18 protein-coding genes and 1 tRNA gene are annotated in these 19,178 nt (G+C 31.7%); 16 read left to right on the top strand and 3 right to left on the bottom strand.

Annotation, left to right across the window (positions count from 1 at the left end; genetic code table 11):
- Positions 1 to 44: 44 nt before the first annotated feature.
- Positions 45 to 413, bottom strand: a complete 369-nt coding sequence (locus ACO6VN_RS08670) for a hypothetical protein (protein WP_422404480.1) — start codon at positions 411 to 413, stop codon at positions 45 to 47.
- Between the two features lie 226 nt (positions 414 to 639).
- Here ACO6VN_RS08670 and ACO6VN_RS08665 point away from each other — a divergent pair.
- The 10 genes from ACO6VN_RS08665 (at position 640) to trmL (ending at position 10,281) form a co-directional block, all read left to right on the top strand.
- Positions 640 to 724, top strand: a tRNA-Leu gene (locus ACO6VN_RS08665).
- Between the two features lie 142 nt (positions 725 to 866).
- Positions 867 to 1,919, top strand: coding sequence for a PTS transporter subunit IIC (locus ACO6VN_RS08660; RefSeq protein WP_064211366.1), 1,053 nt, complete (start codon positions 867 to 869; stop codon positions 1,917 to 1,919).
- 223 nt (positions 1,920 to 2,142) lie between these two features.
- Positions 2,143 to 3,129, top strand: a complete 987-nt coding sequence (locus ACO6VN_RS08655; protein ID WP_228086205.1) for a D-2-hydroxyacid dehydrogenase — start codon at positions 2,143 to 2,145, stop codon at positions 3,127 to 3,129.
- A gap of 114 nt (positions 3,130 to 3,243) precedes the next feature.
- Positions 3,244 to 4,707, top strand: coding sequence for an ABC transporter permease subunit (locus ACO6VN_RS08650; protein WP_016999952.1), 1,464 nt, complete (start codon positions 3,244 to 3,246; stop codon positions 4,705 to 4,707).
- Entirely contained in the window at positions 4,700 to 5,425 is a 726-nt protein-coding gene (locus ACO6VN_RS08645) for an ATP-binding cassette domain-containing protein (protein ID WP_194201413.1), read from the top strand. Before ACO6VN_RS08650 ends, ACO6VN_RS08645 begins: the two co-directional genes overlap by 8 nt.
- 26 nt (positions 5,426 to 5,451) lie before the next feature.
- On the top strand, positions 5,452 to 6,483 hold the full coding sequence (argC, locus tag ACO6VN_RS08640) for an N-acetyl-gamma-glutamyl-phosphate reductase (protein ID WP_422404479.1): 1,032 nt from the start codon (positions 5,452 to 5,454) through the stop codon (positions 6,481 to 6,483).
- A gap of 14 nt (positions 6,484 to 6,497) precedes the next feature.
- Positions 6,498 to 7,736, top strand: a complete 1,239-nt coding sequence (gene argJ / locus ACO6VN_RS08635) for a bifunctional glutamate N-acetyltransferase/amino-acid acetyltransferase ArgJ (RefSeq protein ID WP_064205110.1) — start codon at positions 6,498 to 6,500, stop codon at positions 7,734 to 7,736.
- 15 nt (positions 7,737 to 7,751) lie between these two features.
- Positions 7,752 to 8,513: an acetylglutamate kinase gene (argB, locus tag ACO6VN_RS08630; protein WP_016999955.1), complete on the top strand. Its 762-nt coding sequence runs from the start codon at positions 7,752 to 7,754 to the stop codon at positions 8,511 to 8,513.
- A 163-nt stretch (positions 8,514 to 8,676) separates the two neighbouring features.
- Positions 8,677 to 9,804 (top strand): tRNA epoxyqueuosine(34) reductase QueG, encoded by a 1,128-nt coding sequence (gene queG, locus ACO6VN_RS08625; protein ID WP_016999956.1) that lies wholly within the window; start codon positions 8,677 to 8,679, stop codon positions 9,802 to 9,804.
- A gap of 3 nt (positions 9,805 to 9,807) precedes the next feature.
- Positions 9,808 to 10,281, top strand: a complete 474-nt coding sequence (gene trmL, locus ACO6VN_RS08620; RefSeq protein WP_016999957.1) for a tRNA (uridine(34)/cytosine(34)/5-carboxymethylaminomethyluridine(34)-2'-O)-methyltransferase TrmL — start codon at positions 9,808 to 9,810, stop codon at positions 10,279 to 10,281.
- Positions 10,282 to 10,307: 26 nt separating this feature from the next.
- Here trmL and ACO6VN_RS08615 read toward each other — a convergent pair whose 3' ends face one another.
- Positions 10,308 to 10,448 carry a hypothetical protein gene (locus ACO6VN_RS08615; protein WP_016999958.1) on the bottom strand — a complete coding sequence of 47 codons (141 nt, stop codon included), beginning with the start codon at positions 10,446 to 10,448 and terminating at the stop codon, positions 10,308 to 10,310.
- A gap of 87 nt (positions 10,449 to 10,535) precedes the next feature.
- Between ACO6VN_RS08615 and nagA the strand changes: the two genes are divergently transcribed.
- The 6 genes from nagA (at position 10,536) to ACO6VN_RS08585 (ending at position 17,979) form a co-directional block, all read left to right on the top strand.
- Positions 10,536 to 11,690, top strand: coding sequence for an N-acetylglucosamine-6-phosphate deacetylase (nagA, locus tag ACO6VN_RS08610; protein WP_016999959.1), 1,155 nt, complete (start codon positions 10,536 to 10,538; stop codon positions 11,688 to 11,690).
- Positions 11,691 to 11,734: 44 nt separating this feature from the next.
- On the top strand, positions 11,735 to 12,334 hold the full coding sequence (locus tag ACO6VN_RS08605; protein WP_016999960.1) for a 6-phosphogluconolactonase: 600 nt from the start codon (positions 11,735 to 11,737) through the stop codon (positions 12,332 to 12,334).
- A gap of 13 nt (positions 12,335 to 12,347) precedes the next feature.
- Positions 12,348 to 12,485: an SAS053 family DNA gyrase inhibitor gene (locus ACO6VN_RS08600; protein WP_016999961.1), complete on the top strand. Its 138-nt coding sequence runs from the start codon at positions 12,348 to 12,350 to the stop codon at positions 12,483 to 12,485.
- 260 nt (positions 12,486 to 12,745) lie between these two features.
- The gene (gene fumC, locus ACO6VN_RS08595) at positions 12,746 to 14,134 is read left to right on the top strand and encodes a class II fumarate hydratase (RefSeq protein ID WP_194201409.1); all 1,389 of its coding nucleotides are present in this window, start codon (positions 12,746 to 12,748) and stop codon (positions 14,132 to 14,134) included.
- An 83-nt stretch (positions 14,135 to 14,217) separates the two neighbouring features.
- Positions 14,218 to 15,744 (top strand): Ppx/GppA family phosphatase, encoded by a 1,527-nt coding sequence (locus ACO6VN_RS08590; protein WP_103269529.1) that lies wholly within the window; start codon positions 14,218 to 14,220, stop codon positions 15,742 to 15,744.
- Between the two features lie 69 nt (positions 15,745 to 15,813).
- Positions 15,814 to 17,979: an RNA degradosome polyphosphate kinase gene (locus tag ACO6VN_RS08585; RefSeq protein WP_016999963.1), complete on the top strand. Its 2,166-nt coding sequence runs from the start codon at positions 15,814 to 15,816 to the stop codon at positions 17,977 to 17,979.
- A gap of 217 nt (positions 17,980 to 18,196) precedes the next feature.
- On the opposite strand, the gene ACO6VN_RS08580 is transcribed toward ACO6VN_RS08585, so the two are convergent.
- Entirely contained in the window at positions 18,197 to 19,018 is an 822-nt protein-coding gene (locus ACO6VN_RS08580; protein ID WP_016999949.1) for an RluA family pseudouridine synthase, read from the bottom strand.
- Between the last annotated feature and the right edge of the window lie 160 nt (positions 19,019 to 19,178).

The following is a 19,178-nucleotide window of genomic DNA, read 5'->3' as shown; positions in this document are numbered from 1 at the left end:
GCATAAAAAGAGCGGTAGACGCAATTGTCTATCGCTCATTCTTTTTATATTTTATTCTTCATAAACGTTGTAAATAAGTCAACGTTCAAATACGACTTAAATAAGTGCTTTGACGTTAAGCGTTCGAATACTTTCGCCATTGCATAGTCGGTAGGTAATCCCGATTCTGTTTTCGACATACTCTCTAACGTGTTTATTTCTTCGATCATGTATGTATTTAAAGTTGATTGGAACGATTTATATTCCGAATGTAAGTCCGGATCATTAAGAATCATTTCTAGTTCGGCTGCTGGTTTCGTTAAGTAACTTTCCAGTATATCGTCTACAACATCGTCTAATGGACGGTTGTTATGATCAGCGTACTCGTTTAGTCTTGCGATAGTATCGGCGTTTAAGTCTACAGTAATTTTCATGTAATTGTCCTCCGTCTGAATATCGTTTGTCCGTTTGTTTTATTATACGATACCGTACAACAATTAGCAAATTACGAAGTATCTACGTATATACAACGAATACTTATTGACGTATAAACTCATACGTTATATAATTTATATACGCGCTTTTTCCGCGTATTCGACTGGTCCCACGTGTAGTTATCGACTAACACGCGGTCCAAATCGTTGTACATACTGCTGTTATGCCGGCGTGGTGGAATTGGCAGACACGCGGGACTCAAAATCCCGTGTCCATTGCGGACGTGTCGGTTCGAGCCCGACCGCCGGTACTATATTGAAAGCCATAAACTTAGGTTTATGGCTTTTTTATTTTATATAATATTAAGAAGTTTAGGATAAATGTGAAAATACGATTGTTTAAAAAGATAAAGTCCTATATCATTAATACATATTTATATCTGGAGGAATACTATGGATAAACATTTCACTGCAAAAGAATTTTTTTCTAATATTTTAAATGGTATTGGTGTTGGTATCGTTATTGCTTTAATACCAAATGCTATTCTTGGCGTACTTTTTACATACTTAGCACAGTTTCATCCTATATTAGAAATGTTTAACCAAGCTTTACTGTTAATGCAGTTTGGTATGAGCTTTATAATAGGAGTGATTGTAGCAAATCAATTTAAATTCCAAGCTACTGATGCTGTTATGATTGGAGCTGCAGGATTGATTGGATCAGGTGCTGTTAAAATAGAGAATGGTACATATACATTTGCAAGTATTGGGGATGTAGTAAATTTAATCGTTGTATTGGTAATAAGTTGTTTCTTAATGATTAAATTAAAAGGAAAATTTGGTTCATTAGATATGCTTATATTACCAATTTTAGTTTCTGTTGTGAGTGGATTTATTGGCATGTTAACTTTACCTTATGTAAGTACTGTAACTAAAGGTATTGGCAATTTAATTGGTCATTTTTCTACTTTAAATCCATTATTAATGTGTATCTTAATAGCAATTACATACTCTTTATTAATGGTAACACCTATTTCCTTAGTTGCTATTGCTACTGCTGTAGGATTAGAAGGTTTAAGCTCTGGCGCAGGTAATATGGGTATTGTAGCAGCTTGTATGACGTTCTTAATAGGATCATGGAAAGTTAATAATAGAGGCACAAATATTGTATTGATTGTTGGTGCAGCAAAACTAATGATACCAGTTTATTTCAAACATCCTATAATCGCAGTACCGTTACTGTTTAATGGATTAATTTGTGGACTATTAACTTACTTTGTTGGAATCAAAGGAACACCAATGTCTACAGGTTTTGGCTACACAGGTTTTGTCGGACCAGCCAATGCTATAAAATATATGGACGGACAGTTTATAGTTAACGTATTATTATTGTTATTAGCATACTTCATTATACCTTTAATAAGTGCATACATTATACACACACTATGTTTGAAAGTATTACCAAAATATCAAAAAGATATATTTGCTTTTAATAATAAAGCATAGAGAGAGGGCCAGAAACCTCATTTTGTTAAATAAGATTTCGTAGTCCATTTTTGAGCTAAGGATTTATGTCCTTGGCTTTTATTTATGTATAAAAGAAATAAGCTCCTAAAACTACATATTATATTCTGAATAGTAAGAATATATTGAAAAATAGATTGTTTGTTTCTTTGTTTTCTTGTACAATTAATGATTATTCACAATATTGCATATTGAAAGGAAGTAAATGATGAAAATAAAATTATTTGATATAAGAGAAGATGAGAAAAATTTTGCTTATAGCTGGGGGAAAGTGAATAATCATGAAATAGTATGTGTTGAAGAACATTTAACATTAGATAATGTATCTTCATTAGAAGCATTTGATGCTATTAGTACTCAACAACTACATAAATATGATGATGATATATATGAGGCACTTAATAAGGTAGGAATTAAGCAAATAGCTGGCCGAACTGCAGGTTTTGATATGTTCAATAAAGAAGAAGCAGCTAAACATGATATTAAAATTACTAATATACCAGCATATAGTCCTAATGCCATAGCAGAGTTTGCGGTATGTAGAGCATTAGAATTAGTTCGTAACATTAATAAAATACATAAACGTGTTACTAATCAAGATTTTACATGGGATGAAAATGTTATTGCTAATGAATTAAGAAGTATGACCATACTTGTTATTGGAGTAGGTCGAATAGGAAAAGTTTCAGCTCAATTATTCAATGGATTTGGTGCAAAGGTTATAGGTTATGATCCTTATGACCAAAGTTGTGATAATGTTGAATTTTTTGATGACTTAAAAGAAGCTATATCTAAAGCGGACCTTATAACTCTGCATGTTCCTGCTAATGATGAAACAATGCATATGATCGATGAAGAAACGATAAGTTATATGAAAAATGGTGCATATTTAGTGAATACTTCAAGAGGTATTACAGTTGATACTAAAGCCTTATTGAAAGGATTAAATGAAGGAAAAATACATAGCGCTGCTTTAGATGTATATGAACATGAATTTGATTATTTTGCATATGATTATTCAAATAAATCTATTGAAGATGAAATATTAAAAGATTTATTGTCGCGTGATGATGTGTTAATTTCACCCCATATAGCATTTTATACAAAAACAGCTGTTCAGAATATGGTTGAGATATCACTTGATAGCGCACTTGAAGTAATAAACACAGGGAAAAGTTTAAACGAAATATAATGATAAACAAGTATGAGTGTTTGAACATTCATACTATTTTTTAAAAAACACTGTTGCATAAAATTACAATAATGCGTATAATAATGAATATTATTAATTCAGGAGGTTGGAACTGTGAAAAGAAATGTATTATTAAAAATTGTCTTCACCATCATTTGTTTATCACTTATGATTCCAAACATTAGTATAAGCCAAGCTAATGCAGCACAAACGGATCAATGGGAGAAAGCAAAAGAACGTGGAGAATTAAGAGTAGGATTATCAGCTGATTATGCACCATATGAATTCGAACATACTAAGGATGGTAATCGAGAATATGCCGGGATTGATATCGAGCTCGCTAAAAAAATAGCAAAAGATAACGATATAGAATTAAAAATTGTGAATATGCAATTTGATAGTTTACTCGGCGCATTAAAAACTGGAAAAATCGATATGATTATTTCTGGTATGGCACCAACTCCTGAAAGAAAAAAAGAAGTAGATTTTTCGGATTATTATATGGAAGTCAAACAAAGGATGATTGTCCAGAAAAAAGATAAAGACAAATTAAAAACGGTCGATGATTTTAAAGGTAAAATGATTGGTGTTCAAAAGCAAACGACTCAAGAAGAACTTGCAAAAACTGAAATGCCTGAATCACAACTTAGCTCTCTTACTAGGGTACCCGAAGTTATCATGTCACTTAATTCTGGAAAAATAGACGGAATGATTATAGAAGGTCCAGTTGCAGACGCTTATCTAGAGAAAAATCCTAATTTAACTTATTCTGATGTTGAATTTTCTGATGCCGATAAAACAACCGCGATTGCTTTACCGAAAAACTCGCCAGAATTAATGGATAGAGTAAACAAAAGCGTAAAAGATGTGAGAGATAATAATTTGATAAAGGATTATCAAGACAAAGCAACAGAAGCTATGTTTGATGATGGTTCATTCTTTAGTAAGTATGGTTCTTATTTCTTACATGGTATCGGTATTACAATTCTATTATCTTTCTTAGGTGTAGTAGCAGGTGCCATTATTGGTTGCGTATTAGCACTAATGAAATTAGGTAATAGCAAAATACTTAAGTCTATCGCTTCAGTGTACATAGAATTTATTAGAGGTACACCTTTACTTGTACAAGTATTTCTAGTGTACTTCGGTACAACCGCAGTACTCGGACTCGATTTATCAGCACTTATTTGCGGTATTATCGCATTAATCATTAATTGTAGTGCTTATATTGCAGAGATAATTAGAGCAGGTATTAATGCTGTAGATAATGGACAAATGGAAGCAGCTAGATCATTAGGATTAAATAGAACTCAAGCGATGAAGCAAGTAATTATGCCACAAGCTATTAAAAATATTTTACCTGCTTTAGGTAATGAATTTGTAACTGTTATTAAAGAATCATCAATTGTATCTGTAATAGGTGTAAGCGAACTGATGTTTAATGCACAAGTAGTACAAGGTGCTTCGTTCGATCCATTTACACCGCTACTAGTCGCAGCGGTATTATACTTCATATTAACCTTTACATTATCAAGAGTAATGTATTTCGCTGAAAGGAGGTTCAGTGTAAGTGATTAAAGTTAACGATTTACACAAAAGATTTGGAAAAAACGAAGTATTAAAAGGCATTAATTTAAATATTAAACAAGGTGAAGTTGTTGCTATTATTGGACCTTCAGGAAGCGGTAAAAGTACGCTTTTAAGATGTTTGAACTTATTAGAAGAACCAACCTCAGGACAGATATTATTTAAAAATAATGATTTAACGAATGCTAAAGGGACAAAATTAGACCAATTAAGACAAAAAATGGGGATGGTTTTCCAAGGATTTAATTTATTCCCACATAAAAAAGTAATAGAAAACGTCACTTTAACACCATTAACATTAAAAAAAGGAAGCAAAAAAGAATTAGATGACCAAGCCATCCAATTATTAAATAAAGTTGGACTAGAAGATAAATATAATGTTTACCCGTCTAAACTATCAGGCGGACAAAAACAACGTGTTGCAATAGCACGTGCGCTTGCAATGAATCCTCAAGTTATATTATTTGATGAACCAACTTCGGCATTAGACCCCGAAGTTGTAGGTGAAGTATTGAGTGTTATGAAAGATTTGGCTAAAGAAGGTATGACAATGGTAGTGGTGACGCACGAAATGGGATTTGCTAAAAATGTAAGTGATCACGTTATATTTATGGACGAAGGAATAGTACAAGAAGAAGGCACTCCCGAACAAATATTTGATAATCCTCAAAATGATAGAACAAAGCAATTTTTGTCAAAAGTTTTATAATACAAATATAAAAAAGAGGTGTCGTAATGATTGAAGTTGGAATTGTCGGCGGAAGTGGATACGGAGCAGTGGAATTAATTAGATTATTAAATCAACATAAAGAAGTTGAAATTAAATATATATTTTCACATTCTAAATCAGGAGAAGCGATAAAAAACACGTATCCTCATTTACAAAACAGTATTCAGGCAGAATTCTCAAGCCTAGATGTAAAAGAGGTACAATGTGATTTAATATTTTTTGCAACTCCCTCAAATGTTAGTAAACATTTTATCCCTGACTTAATCGAAAGAGACATTAAAGTAATTGATTTATCAGGTGATTTTAGATTAAAAGATCCAAATGTATATAAATCATTTTATGGAGAACAACCAGCCAAACAATCCATATTGAATCAAGCATTTTACAGTTTACCCGAATGGTCAGAGATAAATGAAAATAACCAAATTATCGCAAACCCCGGTTGTTTTCCTACATCTATTTTATTAGCATTACATCCGCTGATAACTGATGAGTTAATTAAACTTGATTCTATTATTATTGATGCAAAGACTGGTGTATCAGGAGCTGGACGAAGTTTAAGTCAAAATGTTCATTATGGTGAAATGAATGAAAATTTATCAGCCTATAAATTAGGTGGACATAAACATATACCAGAGATAGAACAATATCTCACGAATCTTTCTAATACCGAAGTCAATGTTATTTTCACACCACACCTTGTGCCAATGACAAGAGGTATATTATCAACCATTTATATTGATTTAACAAAAGATTACACAGAAGAAAGTCTACATGCTTTATACAAAGATATGTATAAAGATAAGCCTTTTGTAAGGATTAGAGATTTAGGAGATTTTCCAAAAACTAAAGAAGTTCTTGGGAGTAACTATTGTGATATAGGAATTTATGTAGATGAAAAACGAAATAAAGCTATTATTGTTTCAGTAATTGATAACCTTGTAAAAGGTGCTAGTGGACAAGCAATTCAAAATTTAAATAAGCTATATAACTTAGATGAGATGGAAGGTTTAGATTTATTACCAATATACCCATAGAGTGGAGGAATTTGATGATTGAAGAAACTAAGCAAGTTATAGACTCTGAAATAACGATTTTGCAAGACGGGGATGTCGCATCTCCTAATGGTTACACAGCAGGTGGAATACATGTTGGATTACGTCGAGCAAAGAAAGATTTTGGTTGGTTATATTCATCAAATCCTGCTCAATGCGCAGCAGTATATACTCAAAATGCGTTTAAAGCTGCGCCTTTACAAGTTACACAAGCAAGTTTAAATGTTTCAAAACAATTATCAGCAGTGGTTATTAACTCAGCAATAGCTAACGCTTGTACAGGTGAACGTGGTTTAAGGGATGCAATACAAACAAAAAAATGGATTTCTGAAAAACTTCAACTTCCAGAACATGAAATAGCTGTTGCATCTACAGGTTTAATCGGAGAATTTTTACCTATGGATAAAATTAAATATGGCGTTGAACATATAGATATTGAAGGTGCAACTTGTTCTAAAGATTTTAATGAATCTATTTTAACAACTGATAAGGAAACGAAGCATATCGCTGTTCAAGTAACTATAGATGGTGAAGTTATAACTGTAGGTGGATCTAGTAAAGGTTCAGGGATGATAAATCCTAATATGGCGACAATGTTAGGGTTTATGACGACAGATGCTAACGTACAAGCTGAGGATTTAGAGGACATATTAAAGCCTACAGTAGATGATACCTTTAACATGATTACTGTAGATGGTGACACGAGTACAAACGATATGGTGTTACTTCTAGCTAATGGAATGGTAGGTAAACAACAGTTAACAAAAGAACATCCTGAATGGCATAAATTTGTTGAAGCGGTTCGCTATGTTTGTGAGCATCTTGCAAAAAGCATCGCCCAAGATGGTGAAGGTGCTACAAAACTAATAAAAGTTGAAGTTGAAGGTGCAATTTCAAAAGAAAAAAATAATGCTATAGCCAAAACAATCGTTGGCTCTAGTTTAGTTAAAACAGCTATTCATGGTGGCGACCCTAATTTCGGAAGATTTGTAACAGCAATTGGATATGCAGACAATACAATTTCTCCAAATAATGTGGACGTGTGGCTTTGTGATCATTTGATTGTGAAACAAGGTATGCCAGTTCCATTCGATGCATTAGACCTTAAAGCAAATATGGAACAGGACACTATTGTTATTAAAGCTAAAGTTGGTAACGGCTTATTTAAATCTACAGCATTTGGTTGTGATTTATCATACGAATATGTGCGTATTAATGCTTTATATAGCACCTAATAAGGAGTTTTTAAAATGAAGTATGCAGTAATTAAAATAGGCGGTAGCATATTAAGTGACCTTTGCGATACGATTATAGAAGATATACATGCTTTAAGAAAAGATAATTATACACCTATTATTGTTCATGGTGGAGGACCATTTATTAAAAAACAGCTCAATAGATTAGGGGTTGAAAGTAAGTTTTTAGATGGTTTACGTGTTACTGATGAACAAACTTTGCTTCAAACTGTAAATACATTGATAGGTGAAGTCAATCCAAAAATTGTACATCAAGTGAACCGTAAAGAAACATTAGCTATCGGATTAAACGGAATAGATCTTAACTTATTTGAGATTGAACCTATAAATGAAAAGTATGGATACGTTGCAGAATGTCTCTCAGTAAACAAACCAGTTTTAGCAGATATATGTAAGTTAGCTATACCTGTAATAGCACCAATTGGTATTAATCATGAAAATGGTCAAAAATATAATATTAATGCAGATAGTTTAGCATATAAAATAGCGAGCGAAATGAATGCAGATTTATTTTTAGTAAGTGATATTCCTGGTGTATTAATAGAGGATGAAGTTAAATCTGAATTAAGCATACAAGAAATTAATACTTATATTGAAACCACTGAAATATATGGAGGCATGATACCAAAGGTGAGTGGTGCTGTATCGGCTATTAAAGATGGATGTAGTAGTGTTAAAATTATTCCAGGCACAGTTAAACACGCTTTAATAAATAGTTCTAATTCAAATTCAATCGGTACTACAATTATTTCTTAAGTTATTTACTACAAAAAAATTAAAAATAAATGCTAAAATAAGTCCAAGACACAAATATTTGTCTCGGACTTATTTTTAATTTTGTTTCATTAAAAGATATGCAATTTTTAAGAATTAAATATGTTAAAATATATAGGCATGTTTGATAGTGAGGTGAGTAAATTTGAATTTAGATCAATTAAAACAAGAAGTGATAGATTATGCGCATTCAATAGGAATAGATAGCATTGGGTTTACAACTGCAGATCCTTTTGATGAGTTAAAAAAGAAACTAGCAGATTACCATAACAAAGGTTATGCTTCTGGGTTTGAAGAAAGTGATATAGCTTTAAGAACAGAACCAAAATTATCACTGCCTTCAGCACGCTCGATTATCGCTATCGCAGTAGGTTATCCTAACAAATTAAAAGGCGCTCCAAAAAGTGTGCGCGGTGATAGAAGAGGTATGTTTGCGAGAGCTTCTTGGGGACAAGACTATCATACAATTATGAGAAATCGATTAGATAAACTTGGAGAATTTTTAAAAGAAAAAGTACCAGATGTTGAAATCCAATCAATGGTAGATACAGGTGTATTATCTGACAGAGCTGTTGCTGAAAGAGCGGGACTTGGTTTTGCAGGTAAAAATGGTTTCATAATTAATGAGGATTTAGGGACTTGGACTTATTTAGGAGAAATGCTTGTGAGCATTCCGTTTAAACCCGATGATCCAGTGATAGATAGTTGCGGAGATTGTAATATATGTGTAGACAGATGTCCTACAGGTGCACTAGTAGGTAATGGTCAATTAAACAGTCAAAAATGTATAAGCTTCTTAACACAGACTAAAGGATACTTAAAAGACGAGTATCGATATAAGATAGGAAATCGTCTTTATGGCTGCGATACATGCCAACAAGTGTGCCCAAGAAATAGAGGTATAAACACTCAACATGATGATATCGTGCTAGAACCTGAAATTTTGAAGCCGAGATTAGTACCGTTATTAAAGATGTCTAATAAAGAATTTAAAAATACTTATGGACATTTAGCTGGTGCATGGAGAGGTAAAAAGCCTATTCAAAGAAATGCGATTGTTGCATTGGCACATTTTAACGAGGAAAGTGCTATACCTGAATTGAAAGATGTTGCTTTAACAGACCCTAGACCAATGATTAGAGCTACTGCTTATTGGGCGATTGGCCAAATTCAAGGGGAAGAGGCAAGAACCTTTATCATGTCGCATTATGAACATGAAATTGAAGAAGTACAAGAAGAAATGATTAAAGGATTAGAAATGAGGAGACAATAAATTATGACGAACCACGTAGTTTTATATCAACCAGAAATACCAGCTAATACAGGAAACATTGCACGTAGTTGTGCTGCTACAGACACACATTTACATTTAATTAAACCATTAGGATTTAGCACTGACGATAAGATGTTGAGAAGAGCAGGATTAGATTATTGGAAATTCGTTAACATCACTTATTACGATAGCATTGAAGAGTTTTTTGAAAAAACAGAAGGTGGTCACTATTATTTATTAACTAAATTCGGTACACAGCCGCATACTGATTTTGATTACAGCAATACTGATGAAGATCATTACTTTGTGTTTGGTAGAGAAACAAGTGGTTTACCTGATTGGGTTAAAGAAAAGTATAAAGAAACAGCTTTAAGAATACCTATGAATGATAATGTAAGAGCTTTAAATCTATCTAATACAGCAGCTATATTAATTTATGAAGCATTAAGACAACAAGATTATCCAAATTTAAAATAAAAAAACTGAGGCCGTAGGGGTCTCAGTTATTGATTATTTTGTTTTAAAGATTCAAGCTCTTTGTTTAAATCTTCTTCTTTAAGTCCATAGTCTTTAGAATCACGACCAGCTGTTAACATTGAAGTAAGAAACGCTACACCAACCATGCAGATTAGTAATGTATTCATTTAATTAGCCCCCCAGTAATGTTATGTTATCTTTATTATATACGAATTAGGTGAATATTTAAATATAATTTTTAAGGAGACTTTAAAATGGGACATTATATTTTAGATAATGCAGTAATTTATACTGAACAAGGAAAAATAGAAAATGGTTATATTGAAATACAGGATGGATATATACAAGATATACAAGAAGGTTCATATAGCGGCAATTTAGAAGTTGTTGATGTAAATGGTCAACATATTATTCCAGGCTTTATTGACATACATATACACGGGGGATATGGTCAGGATGCAATGGATGCAACACCGGAAACATTGAATATACTATCTGAAAATCTTTTATCAGAAGGAACAACAAGTTTCTTAGCGACTACAATGACACAATCATCAGAAGCAATTAATAAAGCGTTACAAAATGTAGCAGAGTATAAGCCTTTAGATGATAAACGCGCAGAAATATTAGGAGTACATTTAGAAGGTCCATTTATTTCTGAGCATAAAGTTGGTGCGCAAAATCCTAAATATGTAGCAAGACCTTCAGTTGCAAAGTTTGAAGCATTTCAATCAGTAGCTAAAGATAAAATAAAAATTATAACAATAGCTCCGGAAGTAGAAGGTGCTAAAGAAACAATACAGGCACTTAATGATAAAGTGATTTTTTCTGCTGGTCATACGATTACGGATTATGATGGTATAGAAGAAGCAGTTGATAATGGCTTACAGCATATTACTCATTTATATAATGCTCAAACTACATTTACTCACAGAGAGCCGGGCGTTTTTGGAGCTGCATTGACAGATGAAAGGTTAACGACAGAAGTTATTGTAGACGGTGTACATTCACATCCAGCGTCCGTTAAATTAGCTTATTTATCGAAAGGCAACAAAAATTTCTGCGTGATTACTGATGCAATGAGAGCAAAAGGTATGAAAGATGGAGAATATGATTTAGGTGGACAAAATGTTCACGTGAAAGATCATGAGGCGCGATTAGAAAATGGTTCATTAGCTGGAAGTATTTTACTCATGAATAAAGGATTGAAAAATTTGATGAACTACGCAAATATCCCGTTAGAAGAAGCTTGGAGAACAACTAGTTTAAATCAAGCTATACGATTAAACGTAGAAGATAGGCTAGGTTCAATCAAAAAAGGTAAACAAGCAGACCTTGTTATAGTTGATTCAGAAATAAATGTTTTAACAACGATTAAAAAAGGGTATATTATAGATAATGAACAATGATTATTGACATGATAATAGATAAGTTGAAATGAGGAGTGGAGAAAATGGCTTTAAATTTTAAAGTATTCGAAACAAAAAGTATAGCTGCACGTTATGCCGCTGATATTGTACGTAAACAATTTAATGGTGACAGTACATCAGTAGTAGGCGTACATCTAAATGACGAAAACACAACATTTTTTGATGAGTTATTCGATAATGTAAAAAAGAGTCCAGTTAATTTTAGTCAAATTCATGTTTTAGATTTTGACGGTAAAGAAGACTATTACACTGAATTAGGTGTTCCTAGTAAGCAAGTCATAAAAACTGATGTTGGTGGCGATGTTGAATCAGTGATTAAAGATAAAGTAAATACTGATAAGAAGAAAAATAAATTAATGTTAAATGTTTTAACATTAACTGACGATAGTAGAATCGGTTTAGATTATGATTCTTCGATACATCCTGCTCGCGAAGTCGTATTACTTGTTACGGGTAAAGAAAAAGCTAAAGCAGTAAAACAATTATATGAAGAACCTGCTAATGGTTCTGTTGATTCAGCAAAATTAAAACAACATAGAATGGTTACTGTTGTACTAGATAATGAAGCGGCGCAAGGTCTACCTGAAGATGTAAGATCTTACTTCTCAATTCAATTTTCGTAAGAAGGTGAACAATTTGGATAAACACATTGATCATAATGAAAATGAAGAAGAAAATGAAATGGTTCAAGATTTAGAAGACGTCAAAGAACTAGGTAAAGAGATGGAACAAATCTCTGAACAAAATGACGAAGAAAAAGAAGAAGAAAAATAATTTAGTGTTGATATATCTTCAAACATTTTCAAAAAAGGATTTATGCATGAGAACTTAGTGCGTAAATTCTTTTTTTATTTAAAAAATATCAAATATCAAAATCTTTATTTGTAAAAAATTGAATTATGCACTTTTACGATTGTATATTGTTTACAAATTTGAATTATCAGACTACTAACAGTTTTATTCATTATATTTATAGGCTATAATAAAGGTGAAGTTAAATTGATTTAAACATGTAATAAAGGGGAGTAATGTAAATGGATTACAGAATTGAACATGATACTTTTGGTGAAATAAAAGTACCGAGTGACAAGTTTTGGAAAGCGCAAACACAAAGAAGTAAACAAAATTTCCCAGTTGGTAAGGAACAAATGCCAATTGAAGTAATATACGGATTCGCTCATTTGAAAAGAGCGGCAGCTATTGCTAATCATGAACTAGGTAAGCTATCAGATGATAAGAAAGATGCTATCGTATATGCTACTGATGAAATTTTAAAAGGTAACTTAGATGAACATTTTCCATTAGTTGTATGGCAAACAGGTAGTGGTACACAAAGTAATATGAACGTTAACGAAGTTGTTAGTTACGTTGCAAACAACTATTTAGAAGAAAAAGGTTCAGAGGAAAGTGTACATCCAAATGATCACGTCAACATGTCTCAAAGTTCGAATGATACATATCCAACTGCGATGCATGTGTCATTATATCATGAAATAGAATCAAAATTATTACCTGCATTAAGTAAGTTAAGAGATACATTTAAAGAGAAAGAAACTTCTTTCAAAGACATTATTAAAATAGGTAGAACGCATCTTCAAGATGCGACACCATTAACTTTAGGACAAGAAGTAAGCGGTTGGAGATACATGTTGGATAAATGTGAATCTTTATTAAATGAATCTAAAGGTCAGCTACTTAACTTAGCAATAGGCGGTACAGCAGTAGGTACTGGTATAAATGCTCATCCTGAATTTGGAGATAAAGTTGCGAAACAAATTGCTGAACAATTAGGTTATCCATTTGTTTCTTCTGAAAATAAATTCCATGCTTTAACAGCTCATGATGAAGTTGTTTATGTACATGGTGCACTTAAAGCATTAGCTAGTGATTTAATGAAGATAGCGAATGATGTAAGATGGTTATCTTCAGGTCCTAGAGCAGGTCTAGCGGAAATTTCAATTCCTGAAAACGAACCTGGATCTTCAATTATGCCGGGTAAAGTAAACCCAACGCAATGTGAAATGCTAACAATGGTATCAGTTCAGGTAATGGGTAACGATACTACGGTTGGAATAGCAGCATCACAAGGTAATTTTGAATTAAACGTATTCAAACCTGTAATATTATACAATACATTACAATCAATTTATTTATTAGCAGATGGTATGGAAACATTCAATGATAACTGTGCAATAGGTATTGAGCCTATTGATGAAAATATTGATAAATATTTAAATCAATCATTAATGTTAGTTACTGCTTTAAATCCACATATTGGATATGAAAATGCAGCTTCAATAGCTAAAAACGCTCATAAAAATGGTTTAACATTGAAAGAATCTGCAGTACAGTCTGGTCTATTAACAGAAGAACAATTTGATGAATGGATCAAACCAGAAGACATGATAAGCTCTAAAGAATAATAGCAGCTATTAGAAATATAAAGAAGTCAAAAAGGTGCTATAGGCACCTTTTTGCATATCAAAAGATACACTCGGAGGTATATATGAAGAGAATAGGTTTAATTGACATCGGTTCAAATACTATTAGACTCGTTATATTTGAATGTTCAGATGAAACAGGATTAAATGAATTACAAAACATTAAAACCCCAGCTAGATTAAGTCAATATTTAACAGAAGATAAAGTTATGACTGAAGAAGGTATCGAAATATTAAGTGAAACATTATATAGTTTCAAAAAAGTTGCTATGAAGTTCAATGTAGATGAATTAGTGCCTGCAGCCACTGCAGCTGTTAGACAATCGAATAATTTAAATGAAATTAAAGAAAAAGTAAAAACTAAAACAGGTTTAGATATAGAAGTCATTCCTGATGAAGATGAAGCATTTTATGGTTTCTTTGCAGCTACTCATACGCTTAATATTCAAAATGGAATCACCGTAGATATCGGTGGTGGTTCAACAGAAATTACACATTTTGAAAATAAAAAACTAATGAATGCAGTAAGTTTCCCATTTGGAGTTGTAACGCTACAAAAAATGTTCTTTGAAGGAAAAAATCATAACGATAAGAACGCTATAAAAAAATGTGAAAAATATGTTAAAGATCAATTTGAATCAGAAAAATGGATTAAAAATAAAGAATTACCAATTATAGGTATCGGTGGTTCTGCACGAAATAATGCGAGAATTCATCAATCTTTACACAATTATCCGATAGCAGGTGTTCATGGTTATGACATGAATAAAAAAGGTTTAGAAGAAGTGTTTGATGTATTGAAAAAATCAGACAAAAACGATTTGAAAGATTTAGATGGATTAAGTAGAGATAGAGTAGATATTATTATGCCAAGTTCAATTGTATTTAATACATTATTCGAGGTTGTAGATGCAACAGAATTTAGTTTCTCTAGAAAAGGTTTAAGAGAAGGACTTGTTATGACCATATTAAAAGAAGATTTTTCCAAAGCTTTTAATAAAGATAATGTGGCCACTGATGCACTTAAATATTTAGCAAATGAGTACAATATTAATCCTTCTAATGGACGACAACGGGTAAAACTTGCAGAAACTCTACTAAATAAAGTAATGGAAATAAACGATATTACTATTTCTGAAAGTGATAAATCATTATTTAAAGATGCTGCTTATTTATACTATTTAGGTTCATTTATTGATGCAGATTCCAGTTCTCAACACACATATTATATAATCGCAAATAGTAGTATCAATGGATTGTCACATAAAGAGAGAGTGAAATTAGCTTTATTAGCAAGTTTTAAAAATAAAACTTTATTAAAATTTTATGCAAAAGAAACTAATTGGTTCAAAACTAATGAGATAGATCAAATACAGAAGCTAGGCGGTTTAATTAAATTTGCTCATGCACTTAATGTATCAAATACAGACTGTGTTGATTCATTAACATTGACAGAATCTAAAGATGAATATGTACTAGAAGTACAATATGTAACAGATCCAATAGCGGAGCAATATCAATCTGAAAGACAGAAGAAACATATAGAAAAATTATTACCAAAAAAACTTAATATAAAATTTACTCAAGATTAATGTTTATACGTTTTAATAGAACAGTACTAACTTTTTAAACGATGCAAATTTGTAAAGGGTGTGGTAATTATGGGAGAACAAGCTAAACAATATAATCTAGATAATTCAAAATACTATAATAACAGAGAACTTAGTTGGTTAGACTTTAATTACCGTGTTCTTGAAGAAGCATTTGATTCTAATAATCCATTACTTGAACAATTAAAATTTATAGCAATTCACAGTTCTAATTTAGATGAGTTCTTTATGGTAAGAGTGGCCGGGTTAAAAGACCAAATTAAAATGAACTTTAATGAACCTGAGAACAAAGCGCAATTAACACCTAAAGAACAACTTATTTGTATTGAAGAAAAAAATAGAATCAATGTCGATTTGCAATATAAAAGATTTAATGAATTAAAAGAAAAATTAAAAACTTATAATATTTATATTACTCAACCAGAAAGGTTACCAGAAATTCTAATTAAACAATTACACGCTCAATTCAACTCAGAAATACTGCCAACTTTATCACCATTAGGCATTGATGCATATAGACCATTACCCAAATTAAATAATAAAATGCTTAATTTATTTGTGGATATAAAACTAGATGATGGAGAAATCAGATCAGCAATTGTACCCGTTCCAGTTCTATTGGACAGAATTATTAAACTTGAACACGAAGGTAAAAAATATATTGTATTTCTTGAAGATGTGATTTCTTTATTCATCGAACAATTATTCAATGGTTATGAAGTCATTAATACTTATACTTTTAGAGTTACAAGAAATGCAGATTTAACGATACATGAAGATGGTGCTGAAGATTTACTTATTGAAATTGAAAGATTTTTAAAAGAAAGAAAAAGTGGTGTGGCTGTCCGATTAGAAATTGACAGTAGACATATTGATTCTGAAGTAAAAAGTATATTTCTCATGAATGAGTTTGAAATAGATAATCATGATATATACAGGGTAAATGGGCCTGTAGATTTAACTGTTTTATTTTCGTTAGTTAGTCAATTGGAGGATTTGTTACCGAATGAATTATTCAAACCACATACGCCTCAAATTCCTGCGTCTTTAAATAAAAATAATATATATGAGTTAGCATTAGAAAAAGATATATTCTTCCATCACCCATACGAATCATTTAAACCAATTGTAGAGTTTATTAAAGAAGCTTCTGAAGACCCTGATACACTTGCCATTAAACAAACACTTTACCGTGTAAGTAGTGATTCACCTATTATTCAAGCGTTGAAAAATGCTGCGGAAAATGGTAAACAGGTTACTGTATTAGTAGAATTAAAAGCAAGGTTTGACGAAGAAAATAATGTGCAGTGGGCTAAAATGCTAGAAGATGCAGGTTGTAATGTTATTTATGGAATGACATTTTTAAAGACACATAGTAAAATTACTCTCGTGATAAAGCGTGTTAACGGTAAAGTTATGCCGTTTGTACATTTAGGAACAGGTAACTATAATGATAAAACTGCAAAATTATATACAGACATGGGCATCATTACTACTAATCCAGATATAGGAGAAGATGCGATTAATTTCTTTAATTATTTAAGTGGTTATTCATTAAAGCCAAATTATAATGAGCTGATTGTAGCGCCATTTGAAATAAGAGATGTATTTGTTGATCACATAGATCAAGAAATTGAAGCTCATAAAGAACATGGTAATGGACTTATTATTGCTAAGATGAATTCTTTAACAGATAAAAAGGTCATAAAGAAATTATTTGAAGCTTCTCAAAATGGCGTGAAAATTAAACTGATAATTCGTGGTATCTGTTGTTTAAAGCCAGGTATACAAGGTGTAAGTGAAAATATAGAAGTAATTAGCATTGTGGGGAGATATCTAGAACATTCTAGAATATATTATTTTTATCATAACGGTGAAGAAAAAATGTACTTATCATCAGCAGATATGATGACAAGAAATATGATAAAACGAGTTGAAATTTTATTTCCAATTTTAGATGAAAGCATCGTTAAAAGATTAAAAGACTATTTGAATTTACAACTTGATGATGGACTGAAGGGAAGGATCCAAGATTCAAATGGAAAGTATCATTACAATGATGCTGGAAACAAACAAGCTAGTTCTCAACAAATATTGATGGAAGAAGCAATTCTTAAGGCTAAACAATTACAGCAAAGTGAAATTAAAATAGGAAAACCAATAAGAAGTAAAAAATCTAATTTATTTAATAAATTCAAACGAAGGTTTAAAAGATAAATAATTATAAGTAATGTATCCTTGAAAACATATAATTAGAGTCTGGGACATAAAATAATTGTCCCAGACTCTCTTTTTGTATTGGCAGTAGCTGACTGGTATGAAAATGCGCTTATATCAAGCTTTTTTCATACCTAGTCATCCTTGTCGGGGTGGGACTACGAAATCTTTTTAATAAAATGAGATTTCTGTCCCACTCCCTAATTCATTTTATATTTTAATCTTCAAGCGTAACTGAAACGAATTCATCTTTAAATGGATGTTCAAATTCAATTTTGTAACTGTGCAGTTTCAATTGTCTCAGTTTACTATTGTTATAAAGTGGATCTCCAACTACTGGATGACCAATCTCTGCTAAGTGTACACGGATCTGGTGTGTTCTACCTGTGTCTAATTTTAGTTCGACTTCTGCTGTGTGCTCATCAAGCATATGACTTTCAAGAATATGTGTTACAGCGCGCTGACCAGTAGGTGATACACGACGTTTATTAGGGTGAAACTTATCTTTACCGATAGGCATATCGATTGTTTGTGGTTTCAAAGGCAATAAACTATCTACTTGTGCTTTATAAGTACGCGTAATTTGTCTATCTTCTAGCATACGATCCAATATTTTTTTAGCAATAGGATGTTTTGCTACTAGTAATAACCCAACTGTTTCCTGATCTAATCTGTGCACGGGCTCTACATAATCAGAATCTATAGTATAAATAGCATGGTTCATTAAAGTATTTGCTTCTTGTAAATCGTTAGGATGAGTTTTAACGCCTTTAGGTTTTACAACGATTGCAAAATATTCATCTTCATATTTAACTTCAGCAAGACGATAGCTTGATACATACTGACTTGTTTCATTTAAGACAGGAATATGAAGTTTATCTCCTTTTGACACATGACTACGCAACGTGCTTGGTTCGTTATTAAGTGTTATTTCTTTAGACATTCTCAATAAATGTAATTCTTTCTTAGGTAATTGCAAAGATTTAAACATTTCTTCTATTGTTTGTCCTTCGTATTTCGATGGTATTATTATTTTCATGATATCCTCCAAGAATATTTAGCTTAAAATCGGAAAAATGATGTTATAACTAAATTTAAGTTATAATTAGTATAACAAGAAAATTACATAAGAAGTATCTTTACCGCTTAATTTAAACATTTAAATGATAAAGAGATGGTATGTATAATAGGTGTATAAC

The organism is Mammaliicoccus sp. JADD-157 (assembly GCF_049310805.1).
In the GTDB taxonomy this organism is placed as follows: Bacteria; Bacillota; Bacilli; order Staphylococcales; family Staphylococcaceae; genus Mammaliicoccus; species Mammaliicoccus lentus.
The sequence above is the reverse complement of the archived record's forward strand: the minus strand, read 5'-3'. Positions and strand labels throughout refer to the sequence as shown.

Coding starts and splice junctions, on each gene's coding strand:
- ACO6VN_RS08670 (WP_422404480.1), bottom strand. CDS start 413: ATGAAAATTACTGTAGACTTAAACGCCGATACTATCGCAAGACTAAAC.
- ACO6VN_RS08660 (WP_064211366.1), top strand. CDS start 867: ATGGATAAACATTTCACTGCAAAAGAATTTTTTTCTAATATTTTAAAT.
- ACO6VN_RS08655 (WP_228086205.1), top strand. CDS start 2,143: ATGATGAAAATAAAATTATTTGATATAAGAGAAGATGAGAAAAATTTT.
- argC (WP_422404479.1), top strand. CDS start 5,452: ATGATTGAAGTTGGAATTGTCGGCGGAAGTGGATACGGAGCAGTGGAA.
- argJ (WP_064205110.1), top strand. CDS start 6,498: ATGATTGAAGAAACTAAGCAAGTTATAGACTCTGAAATAACGATTTTG.
- argB (WP_016999955.1), top strand. CDS start 7,752: ATGAAGTATGCAGTAATTAAAATAGGCGGTAGCATATTAAGTGACCTT.
- trmL (WP_016999957.1), top strand. CDS start 9,808: ATGACGAACCACGTAGTTTTATATCAACCAGAAATACCAGCTAATACA.
- ACO6VN_RS08615 (WP_016999958.1), bottom strand. CDS start 10,448: ATGAATACATTACTAATCTGCATGGTTGGTGTAGCGTTTCTTACTTCA.
- nagA (WP_016999959.1), top strand. CDS start 10,536: ATGGGACATTATATTTTAGATAATGCAGTAATTTATACTGAACAAGGA.
- ACO6VN_RS08605 (WP_016999960.1), top strand. CDS start 11,735: ATGGCTTTAAATTTTAAAGTATTCGAAACAAAAAGTATAGCTGCACGT.
- fumC (WP_194201409.1), top strand. CDS start 12,746: ATGGATTACAGAATTGAACATGATACTTTTGGTGAAATAAAAGTACCG.
- ACO6VN_RS08590 (WP_103269529.1), top strand. CDS start 14,218: ATGAAGAGAATAGGTTTAATTGACATCGGTTCAAATACTATTAGACTC.
- ACO6VN_RS08585 (WP_016999963.1), top strand. CDS start 15,814: ATGGGAGAACAAGCTAAACAATATAATCTAGATAATTCAAAATACTAT.
- ACO6VN_RS08580 (WP_016999949.1), bottom strand. CDS start 19,018: ATGAAAATAATAATACCATCGAAATACGAAGGACAAACAATAGAAGAA.